The organism is Streptomyces sp. NPDC007907 (genome assembly GCF_042959365.1).
GTDB lineage: Bacteria > Actinomycetota > Actinomycetes > Streptomycetales > Streptomycetaceae > Streptomyces > Streptomyces indiaensis.
Genome location: NZ_JBIBKR010000003.1, coordinates 49,254 through 63,863 on the forward strand (window position 1 = coordinate 49,254; position 14,610 = coordinate 63,863).

The 14,610-nt window shown below is 68.1% G+C and carries 9 protein-coding genes and 5 pseudogenes; 4 read left to right on the forward strand and 10 right to left on the reverse strand.

Annotated elements, in window-relative coordinates; translation table 11 throughout:
* Positions 1–130: 130 nt before the first annotated feature.
* Both ACFZDI_RS11465 and ACFZDI_RS11470 read right to left on the reverse strand, forming a co-directional pair.
* Positions 131–931, reverse strand: a pseudogene (locus ACFZDI_RS11465) (IS5 family transposase).
* Between the two features lie 194 nt (positions 932–1,125).
* Positions 1,126–2,613, reverse strand: a complete 1,488-nt coding sequence (locus ACFZDI_RS11470; protein WP_391249649.1) for a long-chain-fatty-acid--CoA ligase — start codon at positions 2,611–2,613, stop codon at positions 1,126–1,128.
* Positions 2,614–2,777: 164 nt separating this feature from the next.
* Here ACFZDI_RS11470 and ACFZDI_RS11475 point away from each other — a divergent pair, with 164 nt between their 5' ends.
* Positions 2,778–3,947: a CdaR family transcriptional regulator gene (locus tag ACFZDI_RS11475; protein ID WP_234845227.1), complete on the forward strand. Its 1,170-nt coding sequence runs from the start codon at positions 2,778–2,780 to the stop codon at positions 3,945–3,947.
* 350 nt (positions 3,948–4,297) lie between these two features.
* Here the strand turns inward: ACFZDI_RS11475 and ACFZDI_RS11480 are convergent.
* The 3 pseudogenes from ACFZDI_RS11480 to ACFZDI_RS11490 all read right to left on the reverse strand — a co-directional run.
* Positions 4,298–4,563: pseudogene (locus tag ACFZDI_RS11480) on the reverse strand (transposase); the annotation flags it as partial.
* Positions 4,529–4,776, reverse strand: a pseudogene (locus ACFZDI_RS11485) (hypothetical protein); the annotation flags it as partial. The pseudogenes ACFZDI_RS11480 and ACFZDI_RS11485, both read right to left, overlap by 35 nt.
* A gap of 292 nt (positions 4,777–5,068) precedes the next feature.
* A pseudogene (locus ACFZDI_RS11490) lies at positions 5,069–5,469 on the reverse strand (DUF6009 family protein).
* Positions 5,470–6,904: 1,435 nt separating this feature from the next.
* Between ACFZDI_RS11490 and ACFZDI_RS11495 the strand changes: the two are divergent.
* Entirely contained in the window at positions 6,905–7,564 is a 660-nt protein-coding gene (locus ACFZDI_RS11495; RefSeq protein ID WP_391249651.1) for a hypothetical protein, read from the forward strand.
* Positions 7,565–7,635: 71 nt separating this feature from the next.
* Here the strand turns inward: ACFZDI_RS11495 and ACFZDI_RS11500 are convergent, their stop codons facing one another.
* The gene (locus tag ACFZDI_RS11500; RefSeq protein WP_391249653.1) at positions 7,636–9,588 is read right to left on the reverse strand and encodes a hypothetical protein; all 1,953 of its coding nucleotides are present in this window, start codon (positions 9,586–9,588) and stop codon (positions 7,636–7,638) included.
* 270 nt (positions 9,589–9,858) lie between these two features.
* Positions 9,859–10,155, reverse strand: coding sequence for a hypothetical protein (locus ACFZDI_RS11505; RefSeq protein WP_391249655.1), 297 nt, complete (start codon positions 10,153–10,155; stop codon positions 9,859–9,861).
* Positions 10,156–10,525: 370 nt separating this feature from the next.
* On the opposite strand from ACFZDI_RS11505, the gene ACFZDI_RS11510 reads away from it, so the two are divergent.
* Positions 10,526–10,957 (forward strand): hypothetical protein, encoded by a 432-nt coding sequence (locus tag ACFZDI_RS11510; RefSeq protein WP_391249657.1) that lies wholly within the window; start codon positions 10,526–10,528, stop codon positions 10,955–10,957.
* A 706-nt stretch (positions 10,958–11,663) separates the two neighbouring features.
* Here ACFZDI_RS11510 and ACFZDI_RS11515 read toward each other — a convergent pair.
* Positions 11,664–12,110 (reverse strand): hypothetical protein, encoded by a 447-nt coding sequence (locus tag ACFZDI_RS11515; RefSeq protein WP_391249659.1) that lies wholly within the window; start codon positions 12,108–12,110, stop codon positions 11,664–11,666.
* 274 nt (positions 12,111–12,384) lie between these two features.
* Here ACFZDI_RS11515 and ACFZDI_RS11520 point away from each other — a divergent pair.
* Positions 12,385–12,707: pseudogene (locus ACFZDI_RS11520) on the forward strand (transposase); the annotation flags it as partial.
* Positions 12,708–12,748: 41 nt separating this feature from the next.
* On the opposite strand, the gene ACFZDI_RS11525 reads toward ACFZDI_RS11520, so the two are convergent.
* Together ACFZDI_RS11525 and ACFZDI_RS11530 are read right to left on the reverse strand one after the other, a co-directional pair.
* Positions 12,749–13,411, reverse strand: coding sequence for a response regulator transcription factor (locus ACFZDI_RS11525; protein WP_234849742.1), 663 nt, complete (start codon positions 13,409–13,411; stop codon positions 12,749–12,751).
* Complete coding sequence (locus ACFZDI_RS11530; RefSeq protein WP_391249661.1) at positions 13,386–14,558, reverse strand: histidine kinase; 1,173 nt, start codon at positions 14,556–14,558, stop codon at positions 13,386–13,388. Before ACFZDI_RS11530 ends, ACFZDI_RS11525 begins: the two co-directional genes overlap by 26 nt.
* Positions 14,559–14,610: the final 52 nt, after the last annotated feature.

A 14,610-nucleotide genomic window follows, 5' to 3' on the forward strand; every position in this document is an offset into this window, starting at 1 on the left:
GGCCACGCCAGCCGGAGCTGACGTACGAGCCGTCATGCAGGCCGGACTCCTGGCCTGTAGGACGACCCCGGCCCAGGGCAGCTACCGCCCCCCGGGCCGCCGGGTCTCCGCATGGCCTTAACTGATCGTTTCAGAATGAGGTTACGAGTCGTCTCAAGGAGATGATGCTGCAGGCGAGTTGAAGCAGTCCGAGGTGGAGGTCGGCGCGTATCTCGTAGCGGATCCCAAGTCGCTTGAACTGGTGAAGCCAGGCGAAGGTCCGCTCCACGACCCAGCGGGTCTTTCCCAGTCCGGAGCCGTGCGTGGTGCCTTTCCGGGCGAACTTCGGTGTGATGCCGCGAGCCGGAGAAGCCGACGGTAGTTGTCGTAGTCGTAGCCGCGGTCGGCGAACAGCCGGCCTGGTCGGTGACGTGGCCGGCCGCGAACGCCCCGAATGCGGGGTATCGCGTCCAGCAGGGGCATCAGCTGAGTGGCATCGTGCCGGTTTCCGCTGGTCAGCGAAACGACCAACGGAGTGCCATGCCGGTCGACGATCAAGTGGTGCTTGCTGCCGGGCCGAGCCCGGTCGACCGGCGAAGGTCCGGTGTGAGCCCCCCTTTGAGCGCTCGGACGTGCGAGCCGTCGATCGCGGCGTCGTCCATGTCCAGCAGACCCGCGGCCCGCAGCTCCGCCAGCAGCACCTCATGCAGCTGAGGCCAGATGCCGGCTTCGGTCCAGTCCCGCAGACGCCGCCAGGCTGTCACCCCGCTGCATTCGACCTGTTCCGCCGGAAGGTCCCGCCAGCTCACGCTCTTGCACAGAACGTAGACGATGCCCGCAACGCAGCCCGGTCATCCGCCGGCAACCGCCCGGGATACCGATGTCGCCTGGTCGGACGAGGAGGTAACAGCGGAGCCACTCGTTCCAGACACCCGACAGATCCTGCCGACACGACACCCGACTGCCAAGCCCCACAACGAACTTGATTCTGAAACGATCAGTTACGGCGGCCGGGGTCTAAGGCGGCAGTCGCACGGGTTTGGGCGCGGAGGCCGGTGGGCGTACTGGGGCCGTTCATCTGAGATGGCTCCCCCACACCATGACGCGTTTGCTACCCGTCACCCGACTGACGCAACGATATCGACCTCACCCCGATGGCGCGCTGATCTCCCTTTTGAGGATCTTGCCGCTCGGGCCGGTCGGCAGGGTGTCCACGAGCCACACCTCGCGCGGGTACTTGTACGCCGCCACGCGCTCCTTGACGAACTGCCGGAGTTCGTCGGGCGTGGCCTGCGCCGTCGAGCGCAGCACCACCGCGGCGGCGATCTCCTCGCCCAGATGCGCGTCGGCCACGCCCACCACCGCGGCCAGCGCGACGGCCGGGTGCTCGTGGAGCACCTCCTCGATCTCGCGCGGGTAGACGTTGTAGCCGCCGCGGATGATCATGTCCTTCTTGCGGTCGACGATGTACAGGTAGCCGTCCTCGTCCTGCCGCGCGAGATCGCCGCTGCGCAGCCAGCCGTCCGGGATGGTGGCCGCCGTCTCCTCCGGGCGGTTCCAGTACCCCTTCATCACGTTCGGCCCGCGCACGGCCAGTTCGCCGATCTCGCCGGGAGCCACGTCCTGGCCCCTGTCGTCGAGGAGTCGCACCTCCACATCCATGATCGGGGTGCCGATGGACCCGGCCTTGCGCGGCCGGTCGGGGTGGTTGAACGTGACCACCGGGCTGGTCTCGGACATGCCGAAGCCCTCCAGTACCACGCAGCCGAAGCGACGTTCGAAGCCGCGCAGGATCTCCACCGGCAGCGAGGCCCCGCCGGAGACGCACATCCGCAGCGTGGACACGTCTGCCTCCGACGGGTGCTGGAGCAGCGCCGCGTACATGGTCGGTACGCCCTCGAAGATCGTGGCCCGGTCGCGGGCGATGGCGTCCAGCACCGTCTGTGGGTCGAAGCGGGGGATCAGGGTGAGCGAGGCACCGGCGCGGACGGTCACGCTCATCGTGCAGATCTGGCCGAAGATGTGGAACAGCGGAAGACAGCCCACGACCACGTCCTTCGCCGTCACCCGCTGCACATGCACCGTGTTGACCTCGGTGTTGTGCCGCAGCCCGGCGTGGGTGAGCGTGGCGCCCTTGGGGCGGCCAGTGGTGCCGGAGGTGTACAGCAGCACGGCCACGTCCTCGCCGTCCGGCTCGCTCACCTCCGGCAGCGGCTCGTGACCGGCCAGCAGGCCCGCGAAGGCGGCGGGCTCGACCGCCACGTGCCGCACTCCGGCGGCGGCCGCGCCCTGCGCGCCCTCGCCCGGCGCCTGATGCCACTCGAAGAGCATCTCGGCGCCCGAGTCGCGCAGGTGGTACTCGGTCTCCCGGGTTTTCAGCAGCGGGTTCATCGGTACGACGACGGCTCCGGCGCGCAGCACGCCGTAGTACAGGACGACGAACTCGGGAACGTTGGGCAGCATCAGAGCGACCCGGTCTCCCGGTCGTACGCCCTCGGCCCGCAGCAGCGCGGCGGCGCGGGCGCTGCGCTCGTCGAGCTCCGCGTAACTGGTGACCTGGTCCCCCAACCGCAGTGCGGGGCGTTCCGGCTGCCGCCGTGCCGTCTCCACCAGGACCTGAGCCAGATTGGCCATGACCGCCTCCACGAAAGTCGCCGTCGAAATCCGCTGTTCACACTGACGACATCGTGCAGACGTCGAAGGCGGCGGCCTATGTGCGGCATGACAGCGTCTGCCCTCCCGGATTGTTCCCCTGAACAAAACAGGGGCGTTACGCTGCGGGAATGGACCTCTCAGGAGTGGTCTCGGCGCTGCACGCGAGGCTTCCGGAACTGGGCGAGCGGATGGCGCAGCGCATCCGCTCGGACGTCGACGCCTACAAGGACGAGACGCTGATCCCCTTCGACTCGCTGCGCCGCTCGTGCACCGCCAACGCGGACCTGCTCCTGGACCAGCTCGGCCGCGCGGGCGCACAGGACCCGAGCCCGGCCCGGGACACCGGCCGGATCCGCGCCGAGCAGGGCGTCCCGCTGGCGGATACCCTGCACGCGTACCGGATCGGCTTCGAACTCCTGTGGACGGACATCCTCGCCGAGGCACGCACCCATCCCGAGGTCACCGACGCCCAGTTGGTCTCCCAGTCGGCGGAGATCTGGGCCCTGTTCGGCCGCTACGCGGAGGCGGTGGCGGCGGCCTACCGGGAGACCACCGCCGAACTGACCTCGCGGCGTCAGGCGCGCCGCTCGGCACTGGTGGAGGCGCTGTTCACCGGCGTCATCGCCGACCGCACGCTGTGGGAGGCCGCCCGCGAGCTGGGGCTGCCCGACCGCGGGCCCTATGTGGTCGCCGCTGCGGCGGCCGACGCGCCCGGCGAGGAGCCGCTGGCGGGGACAGAGGCGGCGCTGCGTCAGGCCCAGATCCACTTCACCTGGCGGCTGTTGCCCGACCAGCAGATCGGTCTGGCCGCCCTGCCCACGGCGACGGTGGAGAACACCTGCCTGCGCATCCTGCGTCGCGCGGGCGCCCGCGTGGGTGTCAGCCCGTGCTTCCACTCGCTGCGGGACACCCCTCAGGCTCTGCGCTTCGCCCGTCTGGCGCTGGCCAGCCTCCCGGGCACCGGGCCCGGCATCGCGCGGTTCGACGACAACCCGCTGGCCATGGTCGTCGCCGCAGCCCCGGCGGAGGCGGCCCACCTGGTGGAGGTGGTCCTCCAGCCCTTGCTCGATCTCCCCGCCGCCGAGCGTGCCCGTCTCCTGGAGACCCTGGAACACTGGTACGCCGCCGCCGGCTCCGCCACGGACGCGGCGCGGAGTCTCTTCGTCCACCCCAACACCGTCCGCTACCGGCTGCGCCGCGTCGAGGAGCTGGCGGGTCGTTCCCTGTCCGATCCGCAAGCGGTGGCGGACATCGGCGCGGCGCTCCTGGCGGTCCGCCGGGCAGGCACGTCATCCAGTGACGTCATTCAGTAATTCGGCTGCGTAGTTCTACCGGCCCTCTCGACCAGCTCAAGGGGTGCTCCTTAAGAACCTTGTAAATGTCCTTGCGTAGACCTTCTCCTTCTCTTCGAGCCTTGCGATGGGCGTGTCAGGGTCACCGGCGAATTCTGCCCAGGAAAGGTCCTCAATCGTTGGTGAACCGTACGCGTCGGATGCCGACATATTGCCTACTCAGCCTGTGCGATGATCACCACGATCGAAGAAATGAGAACCGGGTCCGTGCGGTGACTTCCGTCACCCACAGAGACGCGTTTCGTCGGTTTTTCAGGCTGTCCGCGTGGCACGCGGAGGACTCGGCGGCCGAGGTGATGTTGACTGGTGGCGAGCGCGAGACGGTTCACCGAATCGATCGCACAGCGGGACCAGTCCAGCTCGCCGCGGGAGCCGAACTCGTCGAGGACCAGGCGGTGGAGCCTGGCCCATACTCTGGCCTTCTCCACTCGGAGAAGCGCCGGTGGGCCGTGGCTCCCCATGGGCCGAACGACGCGGAGGGCAGCTGCTGCCACGTGCATCCAGAGGCGGCCACGAACACGATCGCGGCCAGAACCTCCGGGTCACCGTGTCGGCGGCGGCCGCCGCCCTGCGGCCGCGACTCCGGCAGTGAGGCGGACGAGTCGCTTGTAGCAGCACAGAGTTGCAGCGAGTCCGAGAAAGGCCAGGTAGTTGCGGGGGGGACGTTCGTTGCGGGCTTGTCTGCGGTAGCCGATGAGCCAGGACTTGGTGCGTTCGATGACCCATGTGCGGGCGGTCGAGTCGTTCGCTGGACTCGATGCCTTTTGCGGGCGATGCGGACACCGATGCGTGTTCGCATCATTCTGGGTGGACCTCATGCAGCCGAGGCGGAACTGGCCGCGCAACGACGGCCCACAGCGGCTCATGCCGATCGTGCCGGACTACGCGGCGGCCGGCCGGAGGTGGGCACGGTGCCGCTGATCTCGCTCGGATGAACCGGTTCTTCTGGGTGGAGCGTCTCAGGTGCGCCGCAGGAACGCGACCCGTTGATCCGCTAGTCCGCAGCGCCTTCAAGATCCGTCGCCAGCCCCGCATGCTTGCCGGTGGAGGGCTCGGGGGCCTGCTCGCCTGCCGTCAGCCGATCACAGCGGCAGCGTTATGCCCAGCTGCTGCATGGCCGCGGAGGGGGCCCGCCTTCGGAGCGCTCGGTCTTGGTGCCCTTGATGCGTGGTTCGAGGGTTCGAGGGTCAACTGCTTCGGCCGGGGCGCTCTTGGCGTAGAGGCCGCCGGGTTGGCTGTCGCGGTCTTGGGGCAAGAGCCAGAAGACACGGCGGCGGAAAGTGCGGGATGCGCGGGAGGCTTTGGCGTCGGGGCCGAGGATGGCGTATCCGACCATGGCGCCGTCGCGGTGGTAGGGGGGTTTGCCCTTGCGGGTGGGGAGCCGGTCCAGGCTCTGTCGGACGTAGTCGAGTCGATCGGTGTCCTCCAGCCACATGAGTTCGGTTTCGTGGCTGATCTCGTCCGCGCTGATCAGGGAACTCATTGGCTGGTGTCCCTTTCGTCGTCGGTGAGCAGTCCGATGCCCGGGTAGTGCTTGCGCTGATTGGACGACGAGGTGATCCGCTCGCACTACGAGCAGTGGCTCCGCCCGTGGCCCGTCGGCCCGTCTGGACCTGCTGAAGTCGCCTGAACCGGCTCCCACCAGCCCAGGCGTCCGACGGCAGGCCTCCACGTCCCGGTGCCGAGGGAGTGCAGATCGATTACCGTCGGGCGGTGCGTGCGGTCACTGGTGGTCCCCTGGCTCACGATCGAGGAGCGGGACGCCCTTGCAGTTCGGGCACACCCACACCTCCGTGTCGAGGATGTGAGCGCCGGAGCAGCCGCGGGCTGTGCCGGGGCTGACCGCTCCGGTCGTGAGCTCACGGCGCACCAGACGCAGTTGAGGCCATGAAACCGGCCATAGGACAGTTGGTCGACGGGCGGCAAGTCGATGCGGCTCATGGCTGGTCCCCGAGAGAAACCAGGTCCAAGGCGTGCCGGCAGGGCGGACAGGCGAACAGGCCGCGGGCGGCCGGCCCCGATCCCTCGTCCCACTCACGCGCCGGGCGGGCGCCCCATGCGTACCCCTGGTGCCACGAGCAGTAGGCGTGTGACCTGGCGGTGACGGGCGGTGGGGTTTGCTCGGCGGGTGCCTCTGCCGCGTCGTCCGGGTGGGTGGTGGGAGTTGCCATGTCGGCGGCCCTCAGCAGCGTTTGGCCGCATCGCGCGCTTCTGCCGTGGAGCGTGTGGCACGTAGAACGGGGGCTTCCCGTCGCCCTAGTGCCCACCGCCGCCACAGCACGCCGGGTCGCGCCCGAGGGCGTGCCCGGGGCTGTCGGGCACGGGGACGCCCTTAAAGGTGATGGGGGCATGGCTTTCTGGGGTGACGGGGTGGAGGTGGAGGGCGCCGGGTGTGCGCGGGAGGGGGACACGCGCACACCCGGCGCCGGTCTATGCGGCGGGCGTGGTCGGCGGGCCTGCTGGCTCGGACGTAGACGGTGAAGAACTACGAGACCGGCAGGGGCGAGCCGAAGTCGCCACACCTGGAGGCGCATCAGGGGCTGCGGGAGGGCTGGGCGGCGAAGTACTCCCCCCAACGGCGCCCCGCCACCCCGGCGGATCCGGGGCATTGCTGGGCGCGGCCGCGCCCGAGGTGAACCTTGGGCGTCCTGGTAGTCAGGCGCTCGTACGAGTAGGAGGAGAGGGGGCATCGAAGACACCAACGGCCAATTCCAGGACGTACGGCAGCCGGTCGGCACCTGGCGTTCGGTCGGAAATCTCGCACACGTGGGGCCTCCAGCGCGGCCGACTTCGGGGCCGCATGCTCTGCCTGGGAAGCGCCAGCCGACCGCAGGACGGAACTCGCTGCGCGGGCGGTGCATCGCGGCGAGCTGGATGAGGAAGGGACGGCTGCCAAGACTGGCCGATAGCCTGACGCCATGAGTGACGGCATTGCGTGGATAGGCGCACACCACCACACCCCTTCATCGGTCCTGCCAGGAATGCTCGGCGGTATCTCGCTGACCTTGGCCCGAGGCGTGGAGACGGACGAGTTCCTCATCAACCTGGGCGCCGACCTCGACGAGTTAGCCGCGCGCACTCCGTGCAGGGAACTGCGCGCGCCGGCCGGGCAGCCGGGCCAGCGCTCCCCTCAGCTCAACGGCGCCATGTACGGCACGTGCGGTGAGTGGACGTACGTGCTGGAGGACTGGGGCATGGCAACCTGGGCGACCGGCTACCAGGGCAAGGTCGAGTCGATGCTTCCCTGCGAGGGCGCAGAGATCCTCTGCCTGACCGCCAACCGTTTCAGCCCACCGGCGCTGATCATCCATGCCCCCGATGCCTGCGCCTACCGGGCGGACTTCGGCACCGACACCGGGCAGAACTCGGCCCTCGATGCAGCCCTCACCGCCGCGGGCGCGGTGTTCCCGTCGATGCCGGAGTCCAGTGAGGCCGAAGTCGTCGCGTACTTCGAGGAGCACGGCGAGCGCCTGCCCGAGCGGGTGTTCACCGCCGTGGGCGCCTACACGGGCGTTGCCATCGACCAGGACGCCGTGATGGCCGGTGACCTTCCCGGCGTCTTCATCGCTCCGGCTTGACCGTCCGCCGCGCACATGAGAGCGGCCCCCACCATGATCGGTGGGGGCCGCTGCCTTTGAGGCCGGAGGTGTTACTCCGCAGCCAGCTTGCAGATCACCGGCTGACCGCCGCCGGTGCCGTACTTGCAGGTGCCGCCGTCATCCATTCGCGTGTCCAGCCAGTACGCATCCTTGTCCATGATCCGCATGTCCCGCATGAACGTCGCGAAGTGGTTGCCCATGGATTCCTGGTTGTGCATGCCGGAGATGGCCGACCGGCCGCACACCTCGCTGAACGTGGGGTCGGTACCGTTCAGAGAGAACAGGTGGACCATGCTGCCGTGCTTCATGGCGTAGGTGCCGATACACGCCGCACCTGTCGGCGTGGTCCCGCCCGGGAGCAGGGCGGGGTTCAGGCCGCCTTCAGCGGACGACATGCCACCGCTGTTGTAGGAGGAGGCGAACGCGAACTCGTCACAGTTCAGCGCGTCGGCCGCGTCCACCAGGGCGGAGGCGTCCCCGTTCGCCGCGGCCCACCCGGTGGGGCAGATCCGGTTACGGCTACGGGTGTTCTGCGCACTGTCACCCATGTAGTACAGGGGCTTTTGATCGGCCATCGAACCCGGGTGCTTGGGCGTAGCCTTCTGGATCAGCCACGCGTGCGCCGCGGCCTGCGGATAGGCCTTAGCGTTGAAGATGTAGGTGGGCGCGTGGTTGACGAACACACAGCCCGTGCCCGGCCCGGCGTTGGTGGTATCGCATCGGATCTGGTCAAGATCCTTCGTGCCGCCGTCGTAGTCCAAAGACCACTGGTAGCCGGTCTTGAATGGGCGGATCCTCCCGTCCGCAGGCAGAATGTTCGCGTCGATCTTCACGTCGGGCTTGTACAGGTACGTCTTCCCGGCAACCGAGGCGTCCCACGTGTACGTAGTGGTCAGCGATGCGGAATGCATCTCGCCAGGAACCCACCACGTCTTACCCTTCCACGCGCTGCTATCAGGTTCATGCGGCGTACACGACCCGTTGCACAGGTGCTCCACACCCACGAAGTTGATCTCGCGGAACGCGGGAGGAATCTGCTGCGCGGGCTCGATCGTCAGGTGCTCGGTGAAGGTGTTCTGCCCGTCGAGCTGAAGCATCCGCAGAAACATGAAGCGAGCAGTGGCCTGAATGACACCGTCCATGCGGATGTAGACCGGCACTGACCTGACATCGCACTCGATGAACCGGGTGGCGAGGATGCTTTCGAAGTCGGTGTTACACCATTCCACCCCGGCCGTCGCCGCACCCGCGGTGCTCGCCTCGCTCTTGTGCGCTTTGCCCTTGGCCACCGGCGTCGACTTGCCGAAGCACACCTGACGGCCGTCCGCATCCGCCTCGCTGCACTGCTCCACCGCCGGCTTCGACGAACTCGCGGAAAGCGGTGCACCGGCCGGGACCAGCGGCTTCGTCTGGTAGTAGTTCGGCGGCGTGTTCAGCGACGTCGGATCGGGCGCACTGTAGTTGGGCGTCGGCAGCGTCAGGTCAACCGGCAACTCGAGGCGGAACCTCGCCCACGGCGACCACTCCGTTTCGTACAGGGAGCCATCGAACGCTGACGTGTGGAAAACGTAGTTCGTGTTCAGCGCCAGTTTGCCCGCCGGCACATCCACCGTGACCGTCGTACCCGATGCCACATAGGGCGAGACGATGACCCCCCACTCGTTGTCGGCGATGCTCACCTTCTTCACAGGCTTGCCTGCCGCATCCGCAGTCCACACCTCGAACGTCAGCGTCGACTTGTCCCCGTCGGCGTCGGTCACCTTGTTCTTGAGCTGGACCTTCTGAGACGTCACCCGCTGGAAACCGCCAGGCGCAGCATTCCGCGAAAGAGGCGCAGCCGTCGGGCTCTTCCCCGATACCGGCCGCGCTCCCGCGTCAGCCGACCGCGTGTCCTTCTCCGGCCCGGCAGCAGGCCGGGTTGAGGGAGCGGCGTTGGGGTCGGGCTGGGCGGTCGGAGCCGCCTCGGCTGTTCCGGCCGCACCGCCGGCACTGAACAGCACCATGGCCGCCGTGCCGACGGCTAACCGCGAGAGAGTGTGCTTCCTTCTGGTTCTGGACCTTCTGAACAAGACATGTCCCTTCAGTCTTGCCCTCCCACGAACCGAGGGCAGGACGTTGCTGGTAAGTGTCGTGCCGCCCCTTTCCTATGTGGCGTGCTCATGATCAGGCAACGCACTCAACCTGGGCGGTTCGTCACTAACCGGAGCTAACGGAAGTGACCTGGCGCACGGTTGCACGGGGCAGCGTGAACAATCTGCGAAGGCCTCCCCGCGCTAGCACTGCCATCGCCAGGCGCCGCTCCTCGAGGCGGGCCGCTTGCGCCAACTCTGCGCTCGCCCGCCGGACGATGGCGCAGGGCCGGGTGCGTTGGACTTTGAGGAACAGACCGGCTCGTACACCTCGCGGTGTTCGGCGAGATGGTCCCGCCCGGCCTGGGTGACGTGCAGCAGCGGCCAGTTGTCCCCGTAGTGGCCGTAGGAGTCGAAGCGGGACAGGTTCGTGTACTCGGCGAGGCCCCGGTGACGAGGACTCCTGGCGCCTTCGTGCTGCGGGTCACCTGCTTGGGCCACGACAGTTCTGTTCAGTCGGAGCTGGAGGACGGGTCGCCGCCGGGGGACAGTCCGAGGGACTCGGCGGCTCCCTTGGCGATGGCCATGTGGGCGATGGCGTCCCGGAAGATGGGCACGTTCTCCTGGGGAGGGCGGCAGCGTCAGGGACGTCATGAAGTGGCTGCCCGACCCGAAGGAGAAGGCGCCGCTGCGCCCACGGTGCGGGCAGACCTGCGCCGCCTGGGCCGGCGGCTCGTCACCCGTGCCGGATCGTGCGGGCCCTGGTCGTTCTCTTAGGCCAGGGGACCCTGCGACTGAAGCCCCGTCAGGGTGGGATCATGCAACAGCACGTCAGATCCGTACGACGGGGAGTACACGTATGCGCAGGGCAATGACCATCACGGCGCTCATAGCGGCAGCCGGGCTACTGACCGCTTGCGGGAGCAGCAGCGACGGTGACAAGACGGAACGCGCCGATGAAGGCACGCCCACGTCTTCGCCGAAGCCAGCCTCTAAAGGCGAGGACAGGACGTACCAGGTCTCCTTCGAAGTCGGCGGCAAGGGCAAGTCCCACGTCTACTACAACCTCGACACGAACCACTTTGAGCAAGTCACACTTCCGTGGAAGAAGTCGGACAAGCTCACCTTGAACGGCACCGAACGCAAGGTCGGAATCACCGTGTCCGTGGTGCCGGGGCCAGTAGTGCTGTCCAACGGCCAGGCTGGCGCTGCTCCTTGCTCAATCACCGTCGACGGGAAGAAGGTCACCGAGGATCCGGGTGGCGCCGACGGTAAGCACATGTGCGAATACACCCTGCGGTAAAGCGCAGGAGTGCGCGGCGACCTCCAGCAGGCTGGTCGACGTGGCTACTCGTCTCGACGGGGCCGCACTCGCCGAGGGACGCCGCCTCCTGACCTGCCGTAGAACCGAGGGCCGCCGGACCTGACTCGGCGGCCCCGACCTTATCTAAGGTTCGAGGGGCTTCTGTGCAGCTCAGAGGCGTGATCGACGGTGCAGGCAAGTAAGGCACGTGAACGGTTCGGTCAAACGTTGCACAGGTCCACGTTTGAGCTGACCGCGCTCGGCCAGACGCTACGGGAACCGCTGAAGGCGCTCACGGAGTGGTCCGTGCTGCACATCGAAGAAGTCATCACCGCCCGCGAAGAGTACGACGACCGCACTGCGCGCGCCAGGTAATCAGCGGCAGCCAGCGGTCTGGTCATAGACGGCCGCCTCGCCGAGACCGGCCCGACAATCAGACCCACCTAAGCCACCCGGCGACATCACGAGTTCAGCCTCAGTAGCCGTTGACGGGTGTCGCAGGTTCGAATCCTGCCGGGGGCACCAGGGAAAGGCCCGGACCAATCAAGGTCCGGGGCCTTCGACACCCACTTCTGACGGCGACGACGCGGAAACGGCTGCGGGCAGGCAGATCCCCCCGCCACCCCATTTGCCCTGGTAAGAGACTGTACCCGGCCGGCCAGGCGAAGCGCGATCGAATGCTCAACTCACCACTCGGTGCAGAAGGTCAGAACTGTTTCATCTCATCGCGCCAGCCGCTGCTGTAGGACCTGTTCCAGGCGATCCACAAGACGAGTGCCGTGCCGATCGCCGTGCCGGCCAATTCCCAAGCTGCGCGCACAAGTAGGTCAGTGCGGTCGGCGACAGCCCAGTCCTGGCCCGCGTACAACGAGATGTCCGTCAGAAGCTCTTCGTCGGCAGCGAAGGAGAGACCGCGGATCTCACCCCTCCCACGCTGCCCTGCAGGCAGACGCCACGCGCCGCGACATGGGCCGCTCCATTCGCAGTGGACATATCCTTCCGTTTTCGCGTGGTGACCGTCGATGAACCGGTAAGTGTTCTGCGCGGCGAACCACAACGGCAGCGCGAGAGCACACAGGCACACGAACAGCACCACCCGGGAAAACGGCTTGAGCCCGCTCAGTAGCTCGGCACCCCATGACGACGAGCCCATGCCACGCCTCCTCATCGGTGACACGTGAGCATTTCGAGGATGTCCTGGGTCGCCCGAACCGACCGCACGGCACGGGGCGAAGCGATGCTGTGGAACTTCCAACAGATCAAGTCCCGTGAGGTTCAGAAGAATGAACCTTGTCCGGCGTGCTCAGGAGCAAGGTGCTGGAGAGCATTCTGCGCACCCATCGGGTCCTAAGAGAGCATTTGATCTAGGTAGTTGGTGTTCTGGGATGTTTTTGTGACTGAAGGCGTTAACGGTCGTTGCATGAGGCGTGAGTGTTCGTCGTCCGTACCGCAGTGACGTGTCCGACGCCCGCTGGGCCTTGATCGAACCGGTCTTCACCGCCTGGCGAGCGAGACGGACCGGTCCCGGAACGGCGGCGCGGGTGCACGACTTGCGAGAGATCGTCAACGCGATCCTCTTGTCAACCGGACCGGCATCCCGTGGGAGTACCTGCCGCACGACTTCCCGCCGCACAAGACCGTCTACGACTACTACGCGAAGCGGGAAGCCGGCGGCACCACCCAGCAGGTGCACGACCTATTACGCGACAAGACCCGCCGATCCCACGGTCGCAATGCGCAGCCCACCGCGGTCCAACACTGGATCTCATGGGACATGGCCCGGCACCCGGCTCAGGTTCCGGGGAGGATACGGCGCGTTTCGTAGGCCCACATCGCGATCTCGACCCGGTTGCGGGCGCCGAGTTTGGCCATCAGGCTGGCCAGATGCGTCTTCACCGTGCTGAGGCTGATGTGCAGTGCATCGGCGATCTCGGTGTTGGTCAGCCCGCGGGCGACGGCGAGGAGCACCTGCTCCTCGCGGGCGGTGACGGGAGAGACCGGCTGTGCCGCGGGCCGGCCGGCGGGCAGGTCCGCGAATGCCTGGAGCAGACGGACGGTGACGCTGGGCGCGATGAGCGCCTCACCGTCGGACGCCGACCGTACGGCCTGCGCCAGAAGGTCCGCTCCCGTGTCCTTGAGGAGGAATCCGCGGGCGCCGGCACGCAGTGAGCCGTAGACGTACTCGTCGAGGTCGAACGTGGTGATGACGACCACGGCCAGCGGGTCGGCGACGCCCGGGCCGGCGACCAGCCGGGTGGCCTCGAGCCCGTCGAGTACGGGCATGCGGATGTCGAACAGGCATACGTCGGGGCGTAGTTCGCGGGCCAGCCGTACCGCTTCGTGTCCGTCGGCGGCCTCGCCGACCACCTCGATGCCGGGCTGGGCGTTCAGCATGATCCGCAACCCGGTGCGGATGATCGTCTGGTCGTCAGCGACGAGGACGCGAATGGACACCGCTCTCGCTCCTGGCTCTCGGCAGTTCGGCTTCGACATGCCAGCCCCGGTCGGTACCCGGGCCGGCTCGTAGTGTGCCGCCGAGCAGGGTCGCGCGCTCGCGCAGTCCGGTGAGTCCGTATCCGTCGCGGCCCCGGCCGGTGCGCCGGCCGTTGTCGTGCACGCTCACCCGTACCGTGTGCCGTTCCGCGGCGACCCGGACGACGAGCTCGGTCGCGTCGACCGCATGGCGCAGCGCGTTGGTCACCGACTCCTGCACGATCCGGTAGACGGCCGCGTCCACGGCCGGGGGCAGCGCGTCCAGTTCGCCGTCGAGCCCCAGGTCGACGCTGAGGCGACCACCCGGGGTGCGCACCAGGCGCTCCAGATCCGCGACCCCGGCAGGGGGCGCCAGCTCGGCGCCGACCCCGCGGTCGCGCAGCGCGGCGACCATGGCGCGCATTTCCTCCAGCGTGCGCGCCCCTTCCTCCTCGACCCCCTCCAGCGCTGCGACGGCGGCGGATGCGTCGGTGCCCGCGAGCACCCGGCCCGCCTGGGCGATGATCACCATGGCCGACACGTGGTGGGCCACCGTGTCGTGCAGTTCCCGGGCGAGCTGCTCGCGCTCGCGGGAGCGCACCTGCTCCAACTGCCGCTCGCGAGCGGTCACCCGGAACCGCACGGCAGCCCCGACCACGCCGGGCAGCAGCAGGAAGACGAGGCCCACGGCATTTTCGACGACCGGGGTCTCGTCCGTGACGGAACACAGCGCGCCGGCCGCGAGGATCACCGCACCGCCCAGCACGATCTCGCGTCCCGATCCCCACCGGGGCAGCGCGTACACCAGCACGAGCACGACCGCGCCGGTGTACAGGCCGACGGGCTCGCGCGGTGCGGCGACGAGCCAGGCCGCCTGAAGCAGGATCACCGAGCCGAACGCCAGCGTCACCATCGTCAGCGGGCGGGTGCGGCGCCACAGGGGCAGCAGGCACAGCCATACGGCGAACACCACCGCCACCGGCCGCCATACGACGTTCACGCGCAGGGTGGCCTCCAGCGCCACACCGGCAAGGCCCGCGGCGAGCAGCGCCCAGTCCCGCCGCACCCGGGCGGGCGCGTCGGGCGGCCGGGGTTCGGTCCACAGGGTTCGCAGGTCGTCTCGGAGCACGGTTCTCAGCCTAGGGACCGGCGCGTGGCGCGCATCAGCCGAAAGGACGGGT

What these genes read in the sequence shown, in the direction of transcription:
- ACFZDI_RS11510 (WP_391249657.1), top strand. Translation starts at nt 10,526, where the DNA reads ATGACCATCACGGCGCTCATAGCGGCAGCCGGGCTACTGACCGCTTGC.
- ACFZDI_RS11495 (WP_391249651.1), top strand. Translation starts at nt 6,905, where the DNA reads ATGAGTGACGGCATTGCGTGGATAGGCGCACACCACCACACCCCTTCA.
- ACFZDI_RS11515 (WP_391249659.1), bottom strand. Translation starts at nt 12,110, where the DNA reads ATGGGCTCGTCGTCATGGGGTGCCGAGCTACTGAGCGGGCTCAAGCCG.
- ACFZDI_RS11470 (WP_391249649.1), bottom strand. Translation starts at nt 2,613, where the DNA reads ATGGCCAATCTGGCTCAGGTCCTGGTGGAGACGGCACGGCGGCAGCCG.
- ACFZDI_RS11500 (WP_391249653.1), bottom strand. Translation starts at nt 9,588, where the DNA reads ATGGTGCTGTTCAGTGCCGGCGGTGCGGCCGGAACAGCCGAGGCGGCT.